At 37.4% G+C, this 19,721-nt stretch carries 22 protein-coding genes and 1 pseudogene; 16 read left to right on the forward strand and 7 right to left on the reverse strand.

Going from position 1 to position 19,721, the window contains the following annotated elements:
• Positions 1-318 precede the first annotated feature (318 nt).
• Positions 319-1,725, forward strand: coding sequence for an MFS transporter (locus DMO16_RS01045; RefSeq protein ID WP_061972795.1), 1,407 nt, complete (start codon positions 319-321; stop codon positions 1,723-1,725).
• A 190-nt stretch (positions 1,726-1,915) separates the two neighbouring features.
• Positions 1,916-3,139, forward strand: coding sequence for an ATP-binding protein (locus tag DMO16_RS01050; protein WP_129474844.1), 1,224 nt, complete (start codon positions 1,916-1,918; stop codon positions 3,137-3,139).
• Between the two features lie 445 nt (positions 3,140-3,584).
• On the opposite strand, the gene DMO16_RS01055 is transcribed toward DMO16_RS01050, so the two are convergent.
• Positions 3,585-3,977, reverse strand: a complete 393-nt coding sequence (locus DMO16_RS01055; RefSeq protein ID WP_129474846.1) for a glyoxalase superfamily protein — start codon at positions 3,975-3,977, stop codon at positions 3,585-3,587.
• A 235-nt stretch (positions 3,978-4,212) separates the two neighbouring features.
• On the opposite strand from DMO16_RS01055, the gene DMO16_RS01060 reads away from it, so the two are divergent.
• The 3 genes from DMO16_RS01060 (at position 4,213) to DMO16_RS01070 (ending at position 6,625) form a co-directional block, all read left to right on the forward strand.
• Entirely contained in the window at positions 4,213-4,779 is a 567-nt protein-coding gene (locus tag DMO16_RS01060) for a YdhK family protein (protein ID WP_129474848.1), read from the forward strand.
• A gap of 81 nt (positions 4,780-4,860) precedes the next feature.
• Positions 4,861-5,559, forward strand: coding sequence for a response regulator transcription factor (locus DMO16_RS01065; RefSeq protein WP_129474850.1), 699 nt, complete (start codon positions 4,861-4,863; stop codon positions 5,557-5,559).
• Positions 5,534-6,625 carry a sensor histidine kinase gene (locus tag DMO16_RS01070; protein WP_241840410.1) on the forward strand — a complete coding sequence of 364 codons (1,092 nt, stop codon included), beginning with the start codon at positions 5,534-5,536 and terminating at the stop codon, positions 6,623-6,625. Before DMO16_RS01065 ends, DMO16_RS01070 begins: the two co-directional genes overlap by 26 nt.
• A 28-nt stretch (positions 6,626-6,653) precedes the next feature.
• Here the strand turns inward: DMO16_RS01070 and DMO16_RS01075 are convergent, their stop codons facing one another.
• Together DMO16_RS01075 and DMO16_RS01080 are read right to left on the reverse strand one after the other, a co-directional pair.
• A complete protein-coding gene (locus tag DMO16_RS01075; protein WP_129474852.1) occupies positions 6,654-6,875 on the reverse strand; it encodes a DUF3006 domain-containing protein in 222 nt (73 codons plus the stop codon).
• Positions 6,875-7,678 (reverse strand): ComEC/Rec2 family competence protein, encoded by an 804-nt coding sequence (locus tag DMO16_RS01080; RefSeq protein ID WP_061973061.1) that lies wholly within the window; start codon positions 7,676-7,678, stop codon positions 6,875-6,877. Before DMO16_RS01080 ends, DMO16_RS01075 begins: the two co-directional genes overlap by 1 nt.
• A gap of 281 nt (positions 7,679-7,959) precedes the next feature.
• Here DMO16_RS01080 and DMO16_RS01085 point away from each other — a divergent pair, with 281 nt between their 5' ends.
• From DMO16_RS01085 to DMO16_RS01100, 4 genes are all read left to right on the forward strand, one after another.
• Positions 7,960-8,802 (forward strand): STAS domain-containing protein, encoded by an 843-nt coding sequence (locus DMO16_RS01085; RefSeq protein WP_129474854.1) that lies wholly within the window; start codon positions 7,960-7,962, stop codon positions 8,800-8,802.
• 234 nt (positions 8,803-9,036) lie between these two features.
• Positions 9,037-10,074, forward strand: a complete 1,038-nt coding sequence (locus DMO16_RS01090) for a fatty acid desaturase (protein ID WP_129474856.1) — start codon at positions 9,037-9,039, stop codon at positions 10,072-10,074.
• Between the two features lie 127 nt (positions 10,075-10,201).
• Positions 10,202-11,329 carry a sensor histidine kinase gene (locus DMO16_RS01095; RefSeq protein ID WP_129474858.1) on the forward strand — a complete coding sequence of 376 codons (1,128 nt, stop codon included), beginning with the start codon at positions 10,202-10,204 and terminating at the stop codon, positions 11,327-11,329.
• Positions 11,326-11,925, forward strand: a complete 600-nt coding sequence (locus DMO16_RS01100; protein ID WP_061972816.1) for a response regulator transcription factor — start codon at positions 11,326-11,328, stop codon at positions 11,923-11,925. The genes DMO16_RS01095 and DMO16_RS01100 overlap by 4 nt, the downstream gene beginning before the upstream one ends.
• Positions 11,926-12,024: 99 nt before the next feature.
• On the opposite strand, the pseudogene DMO16_RS24725 reads toward DMO16_RS01100, so the two are convergent.
• Positions 12,025-12,105 (reverse strand): annotated as a pseudogene (locus DMO16_RS24725) (YitT family protein); the annotation flags it as partial.
• Positions 12,106-12,225: 120 nt separating this feature from the next.
• Between DMO16_RS24725 and DMO16_RS01105 the strand changes: the two are divergent.
• Genes DMO16_RS01105 through DMO16_RS01115 form a run of 3 tightly spaced genes read left to right on the forward strand, consistent with a single transcriptional unit; the run spans position 12,226 to position 13,842 of the window.
• Entirely contained in the window at positions 12,226-12,678 is a 453-nt protein-coding gene (locus tag DMO16_RS01105; protein ID WP_129474860.1) for a MarR family winged helix-turn-helix transcriptional regulator, read from the forward strand.
• Between the two features lie 16 nt (positions 12,679-12,694).
• Positions 12,695-13,213: a GNAT family N-acetyltransferase gene (locus DMO16_RS01110; protein WP_129474862.1), complete on the forward strand. Its 519-nt coding sequence runs from the start codon at positions 12,695-12,697 to the stop codon at positions 13,211-13,213.
• A gap of 23 nt (positions 13,214-13,236) precedes the next feature.
• Positions 13,237-13,842, forward strand: coding sequence for an FMN-binding negative transcriptional regulator (locus DMO16_RS01115; protein WP_129474864.1), 606 nt, complete (start codon positions 13,237-13,239; stop codon positions 13,840-13,842).
• 133 nt (positions 13,843-13,975) lie between these two features.
• Here DMO16_RS01115 and DMO16_RS01120 read toward each other — a convergent pair whose 3' ends face one another.
• The 3 genes from DMO16_RS01120 to DMO16_RS25345 form a co-directional block, all read right to left on the reverse strand.
• Entirely contained in the window at positions 13,976-15,403 is a 1,428-nt protein-coding gene (locus DMO16_RS01120) for a PQQ-dependent sugar dehydrogenase (RefSeq protein ID WP_129474866.1), read from the reverse strand.
• A gap of 379 nt (positions 15,404-15,782) precedes the next feature.
• A complete protein-coding gene (locus DMO16_RS01125) occupies positions 15,783-17,132 on the reverse strand; it encodes an amino acid permease (RefSeq protein ID WP_129474868.1) in 1,350 nt (449 codons plus the stop codon).
• A gap of 165 nt (positions 17,133-17,297) precedes the next feature.
• Positions 17,298-17,447, reverse strand: a complete 150-nt coding sequence (locus DMO16_RS25345; protein ID WP_129480279.1) for an Ada metal-binding domain-containing protein — start codon at positions 17,445-17,447, stop codon at positions 17,298-17,300.
• Between the two features lie 249 nt (positions 17,448-17,696).
• On the opposite strand from DMO16_RS25345, the gene DMO16_RS24070 reads away from it, so the two are divergent.
• From DMO16_RS24070 to DMO16_RS01145, 4 genes are all read left to right on the forward strand, one after another.
• A complete protein-coding gene (locus DMO16_RS24070; RefSeq protein ID WP_164988831.1) occupies positions 17,697-17,837 on the forward strand; it encodes a hypothetical protein in 141 nt (46 codons plus the stop codon).
• 5 nt (positions 17,838-17,842) lie between these two features.
• Positions 17,843-18,028: a hypothetical protein gene (locus DMO16_RS01135; protein ID WP_061972831.1), complete on the forward strand. Its 186-nt coding sequence runs from the start codon at positions 17,843-17,845 to the stop codon at positions 18,026-18,028.
• 22 nt (positions 18,029-18,050) lie between these two features.
• Positions 18,051-18,347 carry a peptidoglycan-binding domain-containing protein gene (locus tag DMO16_RS25350; RefSeq protein WP_129474873.1) on the forward strand — a complete coding sequence of 99 codons (297 nt, stop codon included), beginning with the start codon at positions 18,051-18,053 and terminating at the stop codon, positions 18,345-18,347.
• Between the two features lie 207 nt (positions 18,348-18,554).
• A complete protein-coding gene (locus DMO16_RS01145) occupies positions 18,555-19,394 on the forward strand; it encodes a DUF2935 domain-containing protein (RefSeq protein ID WP_129474875.1) in 840 nt (279 codons plus the stop codon).
• Positions 19,395-19,721 lie beyond the last annotated feature (327 nt).

The raw sequence follows: 19,721 nt of genomic DNA on the forward strand, positions 1-19,721 counted from the left end.
TTATATTTTCACGCAAAATGGATAATGTTTCTTCTAATAATTACCGAAAAATGAATAGTATTTTTTAAGTGTGTAAACCCTTAATAAAAGAGGTGTATCTAATTGGAAAGAACAGTTACCAATTTATCATTTGCAGATTATTCAAGTAGTATCATGAGGGATGGTAATGGTGTTTCAAATATTTACGAAATTACATGTATGTAATCATTTTTGTGAAAATGATACTTATTCTTTTGTATTACTTATGAAGCAAGCCTAAAGTTTGATTTTGTTTCTCATTTTTGTATAATCATTTACTGCGGAGGTGACATACTACTAATGAAGTTTAACAAGAAAAAAATTAATGTTGTCGATATAAAAAAAGCGAGAAAAAGTGTGTTTGCCACTGGTGTAGGAAACGCAATGGAATGGTATGACTTTGGTTTATATTCCTATCTAGCGGTTATTATTAGTCAGAACTTTTTTAGTGCAGTTAAGAATGACGAGCTAAAATTAGTGTTTACATTTGCCACTTTTGCGATTGCATTTTTAATGCGCCCCTTAGGAGGTATTATATTCGGAAGGATCGGAGATAAGTTAGGGAGAAAAGTTGTTCTAACAACCACCATTATTTTGATGGCTTTATCCACATTATTAATCGGTTTATTACCTACATATGATCAAATTGGTATTTGGGCTCCGATTTTATTATTAATAGCAAGGATTATTCAAGGGTTTTCAACTGGCGGTGAATACGCTGGTGCAATGGTTTATATCGCTGAATCTTCTCCAGACAATAAGCGCAATGTCCTTGGAAGTGGATTGGAAATTGGTACTCTCACTGGATATATACTGGCTTCATTGCTGGCTAGTTTGCTGTTTCTACTTCTATCTGATGATCAGATGGCCTCTTGGGGTTGGAGAATCCCGTTTTTACTTGGTTTACCTTTAGGTCTAATCGGTTTTTATTTAAGAAGCAGTTTAGGGGAAACACCAATCTTTGAAAATGAACTTGCTGATTCTGATGAAGAGGCTGAAGAAGAGAGCTTCTTCACCATTTTAAAAAATCACAAAAGGGATGTTTTCGTATGTTTTGTAGCTGTGGCCTTCTTTAATATTACAAACTACATGCTATTATCGTACATGCCGTCTTATTTAAATGAAATAATAGGGTTGTCTAACACTGTAGGAACCGTATTAATTACAGTTATCATGATTCTTATGGTGCCGCTTGCTTTCATGTTTGGTAAGCTTAGTGATAAAATTGGAAACAAGGCTGTTTTCTTATTTGGTTTAGGAGGCTTAACCCTACTGTCTGTTTTTTGTTTTTATTTAATAAACTTGAATACTTTAGTCTTTATATCGATAGGTATACTGATCCTAGGTTTTCTCCTCGCATCTTATGAAGGAACCATGCCTGGAACCTTACCGACAATGTTTTATACAGATATTCGCTATCGAACATTAGCTGTTACTTTTAATGTCTCTGTTTCACTATTTGGTGGAACGACTCCACTAGTTGCCACATGGCTAGTTCACGAAACAGGGAATAACTTAGCACCTGCATTCTATTTAACCATTGTAAGTATTATTGGATTTTTAGTTATTTTATTCTTTTTCACTAACACAGCAGGAAAATCTCTCAAGGGTTCTTACCCGACAGTTGCTTCTAAGTCTGAGTTCAATGAAGCTGTTGAAAATCCAAAAGATGCTTTATGGTGGCATACCGAACAAACCGAGAAATAAAAAGCATAATAGGAAGCAACTAAGCGTTGGTGTAAAAAAAAGGCTGTTCGCTCCTGAACAGTCTTTTTTTTGTGTGCCCGGCATGAAGCCAGAGCTAGATAAATTACAATCAATTATTTTTCATTAATTGACTGAAAATTCAAACCGTATATGATATTATAAGATAAAAATATCTGTTGGAGAAGTATATATGAGGAAAGTTGGACAGCTTTCATTAATTTCACTTTCAATTGCTTTTACCACTTATCAAAAAATATGGAGCGGTCACCCTTTTTGGACCTTTGATTTTTTCCTTTTCACATTCATTGCCTGGCTCATTGGCTGGCATTATGACAAAATACGGGAATTTGCAAAACAATCAAAGGCTAATGAAGAAGGTTACAAACTTCTTATCGATACTTTGCCAGAATCTATTTTGATTCACCAAAATGGAAAAATACTGTACTTAAACCAGCCCTTTCTTCAACTAATAAATCTGAGTAGCATGGATGTAGCAATTGGTAATGAGTTGAATAATTTTGTGGGGCCCCCCCTAACCAAACAATTGTTGAACGCAATCCTACTAGAAGAAAGTAAATCTAAACCAGTTGATATAGAAATAAAGAGTAAAAATGGCATGGCTTGTTTTTACGAGGTAAGCTCATATGATATTAAGTATGGAAATAAAGACGTCAGTCTAACTGTTATTAAAGATATAACTTTAAAAAAAGAAGAGATACGAATTCTTTTACAAAGATCAGAAGCATTGGCGCTGTTGGGACAAATGGCTGCAGGCATTGCTCATGAAATTCGAAATCCTTTAACTTCTATATCGGGATTCATTCAATTATTACAAGTGAACCAGCATGACAACCAATATATAGCGATCGTGGAAAGTGAACTTGAACGAATAAATAATATAGTCGGCGATTTTTTACATCTATCAAAGCCAAAGGAAGTTGACTTAAAAGAACAAAATATAGAACATGTATTGAAAGAAGTTATTGCATTATTGAATTTAAAGACGGAAAATCACAACATTCAAATTACAGAAGAATATGAATCAGATTTGCCTGATTTTTATCTTGATAAGAATCAAATGAAGCAAGTTTTTCTTAATCTTTTAAAGAATTCAATGGAGGCAATGCCTAATGGTGGTCAGATAATGATTGTAGTTAGTAGAATGCATCCTGAACAAGTTTTGATAACTATCAAAGATGAGGGAGTCGGTATTCCAAAGGAACAACTCCCCATTTTGGGACAGCCTTTTATTACGACAAAAGAGAATGGTACCGGGTTAGGATTGCTGATATGTTACAAGATAATTGAATCACATAAAGGAACTCTTAAAGTAGACAGTAAGGTCAATCAAGGAACCACAGTAAGCATTAGTATGCCAATATCCATTATCAATGAAAGAAAACTAAATGTGTAATTTACAAACACAATTTTACTTCCGTAAACGAAAGCATAAATGAATGAAAAATGTTATTCGAATTATGAATTTATAAGGTAAGAGCACATTTATTATGCTCTTACCTTTTTTGTCTAGTCAATTTTTAATTATCCTTCTTTCCAAAAGAATCTATCTCTATTGGTAAAATAAGGAAGATTTAGAAAAAGTAAGCACGGTTAGATTAAAGTAGACTAAGTGATTTACAAGTTTCTTGTCGCTATCAAGTGTCATGTTTAGATGAGCCAATGAGAGAATTCAAGTATTTGTATAACTATGGGGTAAAGAGGAAGAAATATATTGAAAATGTAGATTAATTAAAAACTCTAAATTAGTATAGGTCTACATTTTAGGAGCCCCTTATAAGTGTTAAGTAAAGAAATCTCCCCTGTATCCGTGTGCAAGGGAGATTAATTGGAACTGCTTTTTATAAGTTAAAGATATTACTTCTGTTCAAATCCAGTCCTATGTTCTCGAAAAATACAAGTCTATTTCCGAAAGGATCGCCAATACGAATCTCCCGTGTATTCCATGGAGTGTTCTCAATGCCTGGGCGGGCATATTTGTATTTTTGTGATAACAGGTTGGTATGTAGCAGCTCCAAGTTTTCAACTTCAATTCTGAGGGCAGCCCCGGGGCAACAGTCTCCATGATGCTCAGAAAGATGAATCACACAGTTGTTATATGAAATTTGCATATACAATGGCAAACCATCTTCGAAACGATGCTCCCAATCGACCTTAAAACCTAAAAAGGTTAGATAAAATTCCCTGGCATTTTCCTCGACAAACATACGGAGAATGGGGATGGGGCTTTTCATGGTTAGGGGTGAATGGCTCAGTTGAAATAACTCCTCTTCTAAAATAAAAATATATTATGGATTAATTATACATGTTTTATAATGCTGGCAATCTGTAGCACTTTGATGAAACGAAGAATGGTCAAAAAAAGACACCTCATCAAATGTTTGGACATGTTCCTAATTGGTTCTTCACAAGTTCTTCATAACTGCTTTCTATTATGAAAGCAGCATGAATCATAAGGAGGAAGACAGCATGAAAAGAAAAAATATCTGGATTGTATCATTGCTTGCGGTGTCGTTGACTCTTGGAGCGTGTTCAAATGACACTGGCGATAAAAATTCGGAAAAACATGAAACAAAAGATAAAGGAATGAGTCATGAGGGAATGAATCATTCGGGCTCCGGGGAGGTACCAAAGGACCTGAAGAAAGCTATGGACCCAGAGTATGAAGTGGGCAGTCAGGCGGTGATTAACGCGGATCATATGGAGGGGATGAAGGGCGCAAAAGCAAAAATAGCCGGGGCCTATGATACAACAGCCTATGTGGTAACCTATACCCCAACAACAGGTGGAACACCCGTTAAACATCACAAATGGGTCATTCAAGAGGAAATCAAGGATGCAGGAAACAAAACACTGAAAAAAGGGCAAAAGGTCAAGCTGAAGGCGGATCATATGAAGGGCATGAAAGATGCTTCAGCCATAATCGAATCCTCTGAAAAAACAACCGTCTATATGGTGGACTATACCCCAACAACAGGTGGAAAAAGGGTTAAAAATCATAAATGGGTAACGGAAAACGAGCTGGAGGCTAAATAAAGATAACAAAGAGAATCCAAGTGTTTCATAAGGATTCTCTTTTTGTCTATAATTGAGGAAGAAGAAAGGGAGAGAAAATAGATGAAAACCATCCTGATTGTAGATGATGAAGAGAAAATACTCGAGGTTGTCTCTTCGTATTTGAGAAACGAAGGTTATCAAACGATTGAAGCGGCTTCTGGACAAGCGGCCCTTGAGTATATAAAGAGAGGGCACATTGATTTTGTTATTTTGGATTTAATGCTTCCGGATTACAGCGGCGAGGATATTTGCCAGAGCATTCGACAAGAAGCTTCCGTTCCCATCCTCATGTTAACGGCAAAAGCAAAGGAAACAGAACGGATAAAAGGTCTGTCGCTGGGAGCGGATGATTACATGGTTAAACCGTTCAGTCCGAGGGAGCTTGTAATGAGGGTGAAAACGATTCTGAGACGTTCCAATGAGAACGATCTACTGGCGGACCAAATTTCTTATAATCAAGGCGAGTTAACGATAAATGCAAAGTCAAAAGAAGTTTTTTTAAAGGGCAATTCTATCAGTCTGACTCCAATCGAATATAAAGCGTTACTTGTTTTTGCGCGACATCCTAAACGCACATTTACTAGAGACGAGCTTGTGGAAAAAGTGCTCGGTTATGATTATGAAGGGGAAACCCGCACCATCGACCAGCATATCAAAAACCTTCGCTATAAAATAGAGAACAATCCTAAAGAGCCCCGGTACATACAGACCGTTTTTGGAATGGGGTATAAGTTTGAAGGAAACCGAAGTGAAGATTAAAGGACTGCATGCCCGGTTGACCCTTGTTTTTATACTGGCAGCAACGGTTATTTTAATGGTAGCAAGCCTGGTCATTTTGTTGGAAATTCATTATCATTTTACAATGTTTAAATTGGATGCGCCTGAATTTCGGGTGATTAAGCCTCTGGCCATTCATTTTGAGAGAGCGGTCATCGGTTCAATACTATGGACATTATTGGGGGTATTCATTCTGGTTTGTATGATTAGCTATTTCGTAGCCAGAAAACTATCAAAACCCCTTGTGCAAATGAAATGGGCAGCAGAGAAAATGGCAAAAGGCGATCTCGATGTTAGAGTGAAGGTCCAGGGAAATGATGAATTGCAGGAGTTAGGGCAATCTTTAAACCAGTTAGCAGCACAGCTGCAAAAACAGGAGATTGCAAGAGAAAATATGACCAGTGATATCGCTCATGAATTACGGACGCCTCTGGCCACTCTGAAGAGTCATATGGAAGCCATTGAAGATGGAATCTTTGAGGCTACACCTGAGCGGCTGCATTCATTTGGAGAAGAAATTGATCGGCTCATCCTGCTGGTTTATGATCTCGAACAATTAACGACGTTTGAAGCACCCAACTTTGTACTTGAAAAGCGAAAAGAAAACTTGGGGGAAGTCCTTCAACAAAGTATGAGTACATTACGAGAGTCTTATCTGCAAAAAGGAGTAGCCTTATCCTTTCATGAAAAAATGCAGATACAATTGCTTATTGATAAAAAAAGAATCATGCAAGTTATGATTAACCTGTTAACAAATGCCTTGAAATTTACCCCTGCAAGCGGGAGGGTCGACATTACAATAGAGATTAAAGAGAGGGATGCTGTTATCACAATAAAAGACACCGGGATAGGAATATCTAAAGAAGAAATTTCTAAGGTATTTGAACGATTCTATCGGACGGAGAAATCCAGAAACCGCCGATTTGGAGGGAGTGGCATAGGGCTAACCATCGCCAAACAATTAACTGAAGCTCATGGGGGAAGTATATGGATGGAAAGTGATCCGAATGAAGGGACTGCTGTAATGGTTACTCTGCCATTACAATAGAAAAAGCAGCCCAAATTGGCTGCTTTTTCTAATCCTCCCAAATTTCATCCATCAAATCTTCAATTTCTTTTCTCCGCTTTTCTGTCTGTTCTTTATCAACAAGGACTTTATCACCTTGAAAATAAACGACATCACCGGTTTGAACATTTTTAGGCAGAATGGATCGAAGGATGTCTCTGGTTTCATTTCCGATTTCAACGACAGCATACTCACCCTCGATGCGATCAATGATTCCTTTGATTTTTTTCATTACTTCTTCTCCGTTTTTACAGTCAACGTTGAGCCATTGGTTGTAAAGACGATAGCTCCTTTTTGATCCGTTCGATATACTTTCGTTTTCTTTAATCGGTTCAATACCTCTTTTGTAGGGTGACCGTAATGATTCTTTTTACCGACAGAGATGACAGAATACTGCGGATTCACCGCTTTAATGAACGCACTACTCGATGATGTCTTCGCACCATGGTGACCTACTTTAAGAACGTTTGCTCTTAAGGTTTCCTTGGATTTTATCATATCTGCCTCTGATTTAGCCTCGGCATCTCCTGTGAACAGGAACGATTTCTTGCCATGCACCAGACGGAGAACGGCACTCCAGTCGTTTAGGTCACTTTTGCTGTACGTTTTAACCGGAGCAACAAACTTTGCTGACACACCCTTAAGCGGCACCTTTACGTCCTTTTTCGCCGTTTTGATGGTTAACCCCTCACGTTTTACGGCGAGCAGAAAATCTTTGTAGGCTTGACTTGTATGAGAAACCTTTGGTGCATAAACAGATTTCACTTTGAATGCCTTTAGCACCTCATCCAGTCCGCCAATGTGGTCCGCATCAGGATGTGTCGCGATCATAACTTCAATATCTTTCACTTTTTGCTTCTTCAAGTAAGCAACTACATCGCTGCCATCCTTGTTTCCTGCATCGATGATCATATCATCACCGCCAGCTGTTTTAATATACGTGCCATCTCCCTGGCCGACATCCATAAAATGGACAGTGGTCGTTTTGGTGGCCGCGGTTGTTGGCGTGCTTGAAAATATCAGACTACTACTTATTAATGCAGAGAATACCCATGTTGGTTTCTTCACTTGTTGCTTTTCCCCCTATGAATGTAAATAAATAACTATGTAATAATAAACCATTTCATGAAAAATTTCTATACTATAATAATAAACTATTTAATTTTTTAGTGAGAGATCCAAAAACTTACGGTAGAATGATAACTTTTATGAATGTATCTTATTCGCTCTTAATAATCGTCTTTCCCTTACCAAAAACTTAGGTTATGATGTGGGTATAAATAATACCATCAAAATAATCCGGAGGACTTGAACTAATGAAGGAAGACTTACAGCTGCTCGGAGAAGCACTTATCCATCGGAAACAAGCGATTGCCGAAATGATTCATTCAAACCGAATGGCTGGTGTGCAGATGACACCTGAACAAACCAATGATTTTCAAAGAGTATTGCCTAAAATTATGGAATTTCGGGAGCAATTGATTCAACTTTTTGGGGAATCACTGATCCAATTTGAAAATCCGGATCGCAGCATTGAGCAGTTTCGCGAATGGGGAAGAGAAGCGGGGGATTTTCTATTTAAAATCGGAGCCCCTCTTGACCAAGCCTTGTTTGATACGAGCTTTTATCGCACATACCTTTGGAAAGCGATTAAAGAAGAAACGATAAGTCACGGGTTGTCTGTAGAAACTGTATTTGAGGTTATTGAAATAATCGACCCTCTTCTGGACCATGCTGTTTACTTTTTTAGCTTGAGTTATGTGGAGTCTTACCAAAAAGTTCTTGAACAGGCTAAATCGGCGTTTTTAGAGCTGTCAGTCCCGATCGTCCCTTTGGTCAAAGGAACAGGGGTCTTACCGTTAATTGGCAATATTGACACAGAAAGAGCTCAACTTATTTTGGAAGAAACCTTAAAACAATCATCCAAACTAAAACTGGAAAATCTTATTTTGGATCTATCCGGGGTACTCCTTGTGGATACTATGGTGGCGGACCAATTGTATAAAGTGATGGATGCTTTATCGTTACTTGGGGTAACAACCGTACTCACTGGAATACGTCCGGAAGTAGCTCAAACGATGGTTTCATTAGGATTAAACATCGATAAGTTTAAAGTGAAGGGCAATTTGCACCAGGCCTTTTTGGAGGTGCAAAAGTAAAACAGCTGGAGAGCACATAGCTTTCCGGCTGTTTTTATTTTGGGGATTCAGTCCTTGTTTATCCTTTATTCCATGGTAATAAACGCTTTTAAACTAAATAGCCCTTTGTTTGTTAAATAAAAGGTCTAACGGTATACATGACATTTATCATACTTTAGGAATGACACATATGTCTTAAAAGCCAAGACTCCCATCTGTATACTTAAGTAGAACCAATGGGAGGGAAACATACTAATGTCAAAACACAAAAATGCTGTTAATTTACGAAAACAAGTTGCCCCATATGAAAAACCAAGTACAAAAAATAGTGTAACGCAGCTAATTAATACACTTGTACCTTTTATTCTTCTGTGGTACCTAGCTTACGAAAGCTTGCCCATTTCATATTTCCTTGCTTTGCCCTTAACGATAATTGGTGCCGGATTTTTGACTCGCATTTTTATTATTTTTCATGATTGCTGTCACCATTCATTCTTTCGAAACCGAAAAGCCAATAAAATTGTTGGAACGATGACAGGAGTCCTTACTTTATTCCCATATCATCAATGGCAGCATGAACATAACATTCATCATGCTACAAGTGGTAACTTAAATAAACGTGGAACAGGTGATATTTGGATCATGACGGTAGATGAGTATTTAGCGGCATCTTTTTGGAGGCGCATCGCTTATCGTTTATACCGAAATCCGATCATAATGTTTGGTCTTGGGCCAATATACGTATTCCTGATTACCAATCGCTTTAACCGCAAAGGAGCAAGATTCAAAGAACGTATAAATTTATATATAACAAACCTTTCTATCGCTGCGTTGGCTGCATTACTTTGTTGGACAGTCGGCTGGGAGGCATTCTTGCTTGTTCAAGGTCCCATTTTCTTTGTATCGGGTGTTGCTGGTATTTGGCTGTTTTATGTACAGCATCAATTTGAAGACTCTTATTTTGAACATGACGAAGAGTGGGATTATGTGAAAGCCGCTATAGATGGCAGTTCTTACTATAAGCTTCCGAAAGTTCTGCAATGGCTGACAGGCAATATTGGATTTCATCATATTCATCATTTAAGCCCAAGGGTGCCTAATTATAACTTGGAAGATGTTCATCGTATTGATTCAACATTCCAAAATGTACAAACGATCACTCTTACTTCAAGCCTTCGTTCCCTTGGATTCCGTCTTTGGGATGAGGAGAGCAGAACGTTTATTAGCTTTAAAGGCATTCAAAAGGTAAAATCAAAAAAGAATAAGGTAAACGCCTATTTGAAATCAGTTTAAGCGGCACATAACATACGTAGTCCTGAAAGCATGGGTCAACCCATTGTTTTCAGGACTACATTCTTTCTTGAAAAGATATTGTGATAAAATTACAATAGGCATTTAACACCGCAAAAGAGGTTTCAATATGAAAAAGATATATCAACTGTTTCAAAGGAATACAGGGATTTCCCCGTATGTTTGGAGCGTTTTTAGTATTTTACCGTTTTACTTTATTTTTCAATCATCTTCCACGAAAGCCATTGTAGCGGGTATTATACTAACCATTTTCTTCTTTATTTCTTATCGTTTTGCTTTCATTTCAAAAGGGTGGCCTGTTTACGGTTGGGCTTGCATTCTTATTGCCATATCCATTACCATGACAAGCCTTTACAACTATATTTATTTTGCATTTTTTCTAGCTTATTTTATTGGTAATATAAAAGAACGGATCCCTTTTATTTCCTTATATATTCTACATCTCGTCAGTATGACCGTCTCTTTTAACTTCAACATCGTTTTTCAAGATGATCAGTTCCTAAAACAACTGCCTTTTATCATTATCATTTGGATCAGTATCATCCTGATGCCTTTCAGTTTATATAATCGAAAAAAGCGTGAGCATCTCGAAGAACAATTGCAAGATGCAAATGCGGTACTCGTAAAACAGCAGGAGCGACAGCGAATTGCCCGTGATCTGCACGATACGTTAGGACAAAAGCTTTCGCTGATTGGTCTGAAAAGTGATTTGGCCAAAAAATTAATTGAAAAAGATCCAGTGCAGGCCCGATCTCAGTTAAATGACGTCCAGCAGACGGCTAGAACAGCACTGAACGAAGTCCGGAAAATGGTGTCTCAAATGCGAGGCATTCGATTAGAAGAGGAACTCATCAATGTGAAACAAATACTTAAAGCAGCGCAAATTGAATATATAGGTGATCAAAAAATAAACCTAACAAATGTCTCCCTGTTGATTGAAAACATTCTGAGTATGTGTTTGAAAGAAGCGGTAACCAATGTTGTAAAACACAGTAACGCAACAACCTGCCATATCTCTATCGAACAATCATTAAACGAAGTTAATATTTCCATAAAGGATAACGGCGCAGGTTTAAAAGTAAATGAAGATATAACAAAAGGTCACGGATTACTGGGAATAAAAGAAAGACTTGAATTTGTTAACGGACGTCTTGAACTCTTTTCAGAGGATGGGACTACGTTAATTATACGAGTGCCGAATGTCATAAAATCCGCGGAAAAGGAGGAAGGCAAATGATTCGGATCGTCATTGCGGAAGACCAGCAAATGATGTTGGGAGCACTGGGTCTGTTGCTTAATTTGGAAGAGGATATGGAAGTCGTGGGAAAGGCCGGCGACGGAGAAGAAGCGATTTCGCTTGTTCATCAGTATCAGCCTGACATTTGTATTATGGATATTGAAATGCCAGTAAAAACGGGACTTGAAGCAGCGGAAGAACTGAAAGAATCAGGTGCCAAAGTGATCATTTTAACTACATTCGCTCGTACAGGATATTTCCAGCGTGCGGTGAAGGCTGGGGTTCGAGGATATTTACTGAAAGATAGTCCAAGTGAAGAATTGGCAAGCTCCATCCGCAGTGTGATGGCAGGCAGGCGAATATATGCTCCAGAACTTGTGGACGATGCCTACAGTGAGGAGAACCCGCTGACTGACCGTGAAAAAGAGGTATTGACCCTCATTGCCGATGGAAAAAATACAAAGGAAATCGCCACTCAGCTTTCTATCAAAGCCGGAACGGTACGGAATTACATTTCCACCATATTAGAAAAACTCGAAGTCACCAATCGGATTGAGGCCATAACCCGGTTTCAGGAAAAAGGCTGGTTTAAGTAAGTGTTCAAGCAGGCTGGAAGAAGATAAATATACCAATTATAATAAGTACAGCAGTTAAAAAAGCATTCTAAATAGAATGCTTTTTTTCTGTATCATAATCGGTGATGTTCCGAGATTGGATTGTATTGTGAAAGAAATACCAAGGGTTAATATAACCATTCCTAAAACGTAAATAATCAATTTGAATTTTACCGCTCCCTTTTTGAATCTTTATTGTTGCATATACAACAAATATAAGCTACATTTAATATAAGTAAATTTTATTGCATTTACAACAAAAAAATGCTAAGGGAGTGAATTATGAAGGAAATTCTTCGTGAAATTGGAATGATCGCAAGGGCATTGGATTCAATCAGTAATATAGAATTTAAAGAATATGATCTTACAAAAGGACAGTATTTATACCTTGTGCGAATTTGTGAAAACCCTGGAATGATTCAGGAGAAAGTAGCTGAGATGATTAAAGTAGATCGAACAACGGCATCACGTGCTATAAAAAAACTTGAAATGAATGGCTTTGTTGAAAAAAAAGACGATCAATATAACAAAAAAATTAAAAAACTGTTTCCAACAGAGAAGGGGAAAAGTGTTTTTCCTTTTATTAAAAGAGAAAATGAGTATTCCAATAATGTTGCATTAGAGGGATTAACCGAAGAGGAAGCAGAAACCATTTTCAATCTTCTTGTAAGAGTAAGAAAAAATGTAGAAAAAGACTGGGAATTTGTAAAAAAAGGAAACAAGAGAATTTATTGATGGAGGGGCAATAAGAATGACGATCAAAATAAAAAAGTGCACCCAAGAGGATTCACGCATACTTCAAGAGATTAGTTATGAAACATTTGACGAGACATTTAAACATGAGAATTCACCGGAGAATATGATTGCCTATTTGAAAAAAGCCTTTAACTTAAGACAATTAGAAAAAGAATTATCCAATCGTTCTTCGCAGTTCTTTTTTGTTTATTTTAAAAATGAAGTAGCAGGATATTTAAAGGTCAATACCAATGATGCCCAGTCTGAAAAAATGGGGGACGATTCATTTGAAATTGAAAGGATCTATGTAAAAAGCAAATTTCAAAAACAAGGACTTGGTAAATATCTGCTGAATAAAGCTATGGAAATTGCGACGGAATGTGGTAAAAAGAAAATCTGGCTAGGTGTATGGGAAAAGAATGAAAATGCCATTTCTTTTTATAAGAAATTAGGCTTTGTCCAAACGGGAGCTCACTCATTTTATATGGGGGATGAAGAACAAACGGACTATATCATGATAAAAACACTCAACTAACTTTTTATGAAAGGATGGATGTTATGTATATCCCTAAGCCTTTTAAGATTGAGGATGAAGCAGTAATTTATGATTTTATCGAAAAATACGGCTTTGCAACGTTATTTTCTCAGCATAAAGGAGAACCGTACGCTACTCATCTTCCGCTGTTGTTAGATAAATCTGAATATTTGTTATATGGCCATTTTGCACGCACAAACCAACAATGGCAGGATGCTGAAGGCCAGCAAGTGCTAGCGGTTTTCCAAGGCCCTCACTGTTATATTTCACCATCGTGGTATGAGACAAGTAAAGCAGTGCCAACTTGGAATTATGTTTCTATCCATGTCTATGGAAAGATGGAGATTGTCGAAGACAGAAACGCAATCATTGATTCTTTAAATGATCTGGTAAATAAATATGAAATCTCTGATAGTCCATACAACTTAAATCACGTAGAACCTAGTTTTATAGAAGGGATGACGAAAGGAATTGTAGCGTTTAGAATAAAAATCACAAATATTGAAGCAAAAGCGAAATTAAGTCAGAATCATCCTCTGGAAAGGCAAGAATTGATTATTAAACATCTGGAAGAAACTTCTCAAGAAGATAATATGCAAGTAGCAGCTTTAATGAAGAAAAATCTCTAATTAACCATATGCATTAATGATTCGTTAATCTTTTACTGATTTGTCTATTATCCAACCGACTATTTTCACTCGAAAAAGGACCGTAAAATCGGTCATTTTTTGTGCAATAAATAATGTCTAACAATGAATATAGTTATGGAATAACCTCAAAAATAGTACCTTGGTTAAAATCGGTTACTTTCATTGAACCGTACGCCCCTAAATATAGTCTGGTTTTCTCCAGATTCGCTCCTAAGCTCATGTAAAGAGCCGATTGAGACCCGAAATTATAATCGGTCTCAATAACACCAAAATCGTTTAGCTTACCATCTGTTCTTGCCCTGGTGTAGGCTAAAACACCTCTAACCGGTTGAGATTCTTGTCGGGCAGCATCGGTAAATACAACGCTTCCTGATAAATCAGGGATATTATTCCCTAGATATGGCTGGACACCTGTAAGAGCAGTGCCGCCGAACTTATCAGGGCGAAGATCTTTGTGATAATAACTCGTTATAGGTTCAAGCCGTTTTACTGACGTTTCTATTGCCTCATTGTAATAAGCAATTGTTTTCTCATCTAGAGCAGAGTTTGCAGAGCAGCCCCTTTTAATCATAGTAGGAAAAGTACCTTCCCAGCCACGCCAGCCAAAGTTAATAAATCCCTCTTGGTCTGTGACAGAATCCATTAAAGAAGCGTGCTGAACAAGCTGAGTAACCGGTATCGGTTTATAATGAACGAACGAAAAAATGGATTCTGCCAAGTCCTGTCCGACATTACCCGCATATTTAATGTACTGATTATAAAATCTTTGAAATGAAATACCTGGGATATTACGAACCCCTTTGGCAATTACCGTAAGTGTTTCCTGAATAGGAAGGGGAAGTTCATTAAAACGTGTAACTACTGGTGGGTTATTGATAAAGGTATTTTTAACGATATCAATCTCAATTATTTTACCGGCGATTTCCAAATCATTCTGACTTAAATTAAATGGATCAAAGCCCGCCCCGCCATCACCGGTCGTTAAAACAAGTTTGCCGGTTTCAGGTGAAAAGGTTAAGCTGTTGACCCCATTATGATTGAAAAAAGGTCTTCTTAGGTTAAGTAATGTCCGCCGTTTTTGAGGTTGACCATTTGATTGCAATATCCATTCTTCAACTGTATCGATATGATCATATTTAGTTTCTCTATTGACCCATTTCAGGTTTAACGTTTTAGGATCACATGGGTCAGGTTTAAAATGTTTAGAAAGAGCACCTGGACCTTGTGTTCCTGCCATTGAATAATGCAGGTAAAAAAGCCGGTTATAATAAAAATTCGGATGAAACGCCAGCCCCAGTAACCCCCGTTCATCATACCCACCTCGAGAAACACCGGGTTCAGAAGTACCGAGTTTTATGATTCGTTGTCGAATATCCAAAAAAGTCTTGATTACTCCATTTCCTATGTAAAAGATTTCTCCCACCTGGGTTGCAATAAATAATCTTTCAATGGAGTCACCCGGAAGTATAGTTGTTTTTAAAACAGTTGGTAAATTAATATTACTTACAATGGGCCGTAACCGAACCTTCACTGATCTCAACTTACTTTACACTCCTTCTTATGCTTTTTGTAAAACATATGTCTAGAATTGTTCTATTAGTATCAATTTAGATCAGAAAAGCTGGCTCATTTACTAGGTTATTGGATTTTTACATGTGGGTAATAAAATGGCGTGGAATACACATTTAAAGTTTAAGAAATATGACCATACAAGACACCAAAAGAGCAGGAGGGGGACGCAATCAATAGCTTTATTGAGTTTGAGGGATTGATCATTAACCCATCTCATGTCTCATCACTTGAAAATATCGAAGAAGTTAAAGATGTAGGATATGACGGATAAAGATATTTCGGGAATCCTTATCCTATAAAAAAAAAAAGAAAACCAGCCTGTTAAGTTGGTTTTCTTTAGGTTTCAATTACACAGGGGAGCCGTTTTGTTTTTTCCTCAATAGGGCAAGTATTGTAAGAACCACCAATATTAAGAGACAAACAGTGGAGCCAATCCAATTATTTTTATTGAATATGAAAAAGATAAAAATAACGGATAAGGCGATTACTCCCAGTATGGTTGTGTATGGAAACCCTCTTACTTGAAAGAATGGCTTGCTCGTATATTGACGGCGAAGCTTCAATTGGGAGAGACAGATTACTGTCCAAATTAAAAGAATCGTAAACCCTGGTATGGTCATCATATAGCTAATAATCTGTTCAGGCGTTAAATAAGCTAAAAATACCCCTATAAATATAAAAATCGATGTAATGATGATCCCAATGATGGGTATCCCGTTTTTTGTTACTTTTAATAGCTTTTTCGGTGCTTCACCGTTTTGAGCCATGGAATAGAGTGTTCTCGATGTGGCATAAATGCCAGAGTTAGCTGCAGATAATACAGCTGTTAAAAGAACAAAATTCATAATATGTCCAGCTCCAGGCAATCCTGTAAGGCTGAAAACTTGTACGAAAGGACTTTCTGCACCCGTTACTTTATTCCAAGGCATTAAGCCGCAAATAATGAGAATAGGGAGAATGTAGAAAAGGATCACCCTTCCCACGGTACCTTTAATGACTTTTGGCAAAACCTTCTGAGCGTCCTTTGTTTCTGTAACCGCCACGCCAATCAGCTCTGCGCCTCCATAAGAGAACATGACGATTAAGAATGCGCTCAGCATACCCCCAATCCCATTTGGAAAGAAACCGCCATGCGCTGTGTAATTGTTCCAAGGGTTGTCAATGGGGCTTGGAATGAAACCAAACAAAATACAACTCCCCAAAATAATAAAAGCGGTTAAAGCGACGATTTTTATTCCCGCAAACCAAAATTCGATCTCTCCGTAATACTTTACTTGAAATAAGTTAATCCCAATAATAAAAATGGCACAAATCAAACTTAACAGCCAGAGCGGTACGGAGGAGAACCAAAATTGAAGAAAGCTTCCTGCGGCCAAAATCTCCACAATCGTTACGATCGCCCAGTTGATCCAATAAAGGTAGCCTACAATAAACGATACTCGATGCCCGAAGGCTTTATGGACCAAATTCTGAACATTTAAGTTTGGAAAAGCAATAGCCATTTCAGCAAGTGCAGTCATGACAATAAATAATAACAGCCCGCCTAACAAATAGGCTAAAGCAACGCTTGGCCCCGCCATACTTAATGTATCTGAACTCCCTTTAAATATCCCGGTTCCAATCATGCCCGCCAAGGCAATAAATTGAACATGCCGGGGTAATAAACCCTTCTTTAAATCTTGGTGACTTTTTCCCATGATGTCCCTGCCTCTCATGCTATGTTATACATAAACGCTTTAAACCCATAAAGTAATTATACATACTTATAAGAGATTAGCCAATTGTAGATTTATCCATGTCCAATCGTATAGTTAAGCAGTGTTTAAATGACACAAGCATTTACCCATTCTTCCTCAGGCAAGTTAAAGTGATCGGGACAGCATCTTGCAAGGATGAAATTGGCTGGAAAAGACTTCTACAATTCTCGAGAAGAATCGTACGTTATTTTTATTAGGATTCCTTAATTTACAAAAAGGCAGCAGAATATTTTTTGTTGTGACGTTGTATAAAATTTGCTATCTATTATGAATCATTTATATGTACAGCCTGCCAGAATTCTTCAGACCTGAAAAATCTTAATATTACATATATCCCGAGAATTTTTTTATTGGCCATGTCCATGATTCAAGCTGATTGGTTAAAACCTAATCAGCTTTTTTAATTAAGCAAAGGCAACTATATTTTTGATAACATCGTGTACCTTTATTAAAGGATTTAAGAACCTTCTCGCGAATTATTTTTGTCGGAAGGAGAATTGGTGAATGAAAAAAAGAAATATTAAATACTTGAATGGTAAAGTTGTGCTGCATCCTACAGACTGGAAGATCCTTAAGCAAGAAGGGAAATTGCACTACTGTGATGATTGTGAGCATATCACCTGTCACTTTGGTGAAGGGAGGTGAGAATGATGAGTCTGCAGCGTGGATTAGATAAAGAGATTGAGAGCATGTCGCCTGAAGAGGCGAGAAGAATTGTGACTGAAGCTTTTTTAGTTTTAGATCAAGTGAAAGAGCCGGCAGATGCGGGGATTAGTAAGGAAGAAGCATTCGATCAGATTAAAAAAATATTAAATTCAAATATCAAAGTTAAATAGAATTACATAAAGTCGCCTGTGAGTGGGTGGCTTTTTTTATTCCCTACATATAGAGAGGAAAACATTTAGTTACTTCGGTGTTTGTGATGTCTTGCCGCAGTCTTCCTATAAGTACCCTTTGCCTTCTATCACAGTCGGTAAAGGTAAGAAGAAATTGCAGGCTGAGATCCTGAAGCTTCAAAAGGCGTTGAATGCTGTTAGATTTAAATACGGGGCTGAGGATGGACTATGGGGACCAAAAACCCAGGATGCACTTGGAAGGTTCCAGAAGGTTTATCTTCCATATGAAGTTGACAGAATCTTTGGCCCTAACACATGAAAGAAACTGCAAGCCGTTCTGAAATCAAAAGGATATTAAGGAGAGGATAATTTTATGCTGGACAATAAGTGTTGAACACATTATATAGGATAGTTATAGGTAGAACAAAAATATTCCTCTCTTTATTCCTCAATTTTCAAATAAGCATATTCAAACGGCCAAGTATATATAAATTGAATGAAGGAAGTATATCAGGGAGGTTATAGAATGAACGGGGAAGATTCATCTTTGCATGCTGATACCGGTGTTACCTCTGGATTGTTTGTTGAACGCTCTTTAAATGAAATTCGTTTTTGGGCTAGAATCATGAAAGAACATTCTTTATTTCTTCGATTGGGTTTTAGAGCAGAAGATACTCAACTAATTCAAGAGGCTAATCAATTTTATCGCATATTTGAACGCATCGAACAAACTGCACATTCCTTTAATAATCAAACAGATCCCCAACAAATAAGAAGGTTTAATTCCGAAGTTCAACAAGCGGCAACTAATATTTTCTTCTTCAAACGGAAAATATTAGGACTCATTCTCACATGCAAATTGCCTGGGCAAAATAATTTTCCACTATTAGTTGACCATACAAGTAGGGAAGCAAATTATTTTAGAAAACGATTATTAGAATTAAATGAAGGAAAATTACAAGAGCTTCCAGATGCCATTATTAAAGAAAATGTCTTCTTCTTAAGGATTATGGCAGACCATGCCAAATTTATTGGTCATCTCCTTGATCCATCAGAAAGGAAACTAGTTGATTTAGCACGGAATTTCAGCAATGATTTTGATCAATTGTTGTATCAAGCAAGGGACTTAGAATCTATGAAGCCACAATCTCAAACAGTTCCACTTTTAGATCAATTTCTTGATCAAAACCGGGTGTCTGTCGTATCTCTTAGGGACTTCAAGAAAACAGCCCGTGATTTAATTGAACAATGTAAAATTAAGAGCATAATTCATCCTCTATTAGCTGACCATGTTTTCAGGGAAGCGGATAGGTTCCTTGAAATCATTGATATGTTTGACGCGCATCTCACAGGCGGTACCCGATAACTAGCAAAAGTTAAAGAATGTGCAACTTGGTTTAATAAAACATTGGAGCTGGCCGAGTTGTGGAGGCTGCTCTTTTTTTATTTTACTTAAAGATTGTGAACAGTAGAATTCAGGAGCATGGCAGCCTAGGTGTTTTTTTCTGCCCCAATTAGCTAGGTGAGGATCGGCACTTGCATATTTAAAGCGACACCTGTAGGCGTGCGGTAAAAGCCTACAACAGACGTAAGGATACGCCTTTCGTTGTGTTCAACAAAAGATGGAATTGACAACCAGACGAGAATGGCTGATTTTCTTTGTATTTAGATGATAATTCAGTCACAAAGATAT

Source organism: Fictibacillus sp. S7 (assembly GCF_004127935.1).
Lineage (GTDB): Bacteria > Bacillota > Bacilli > Bacillales > Fictibacillaceae > Fictibacillus_C > Fictibacillus_C enclensis.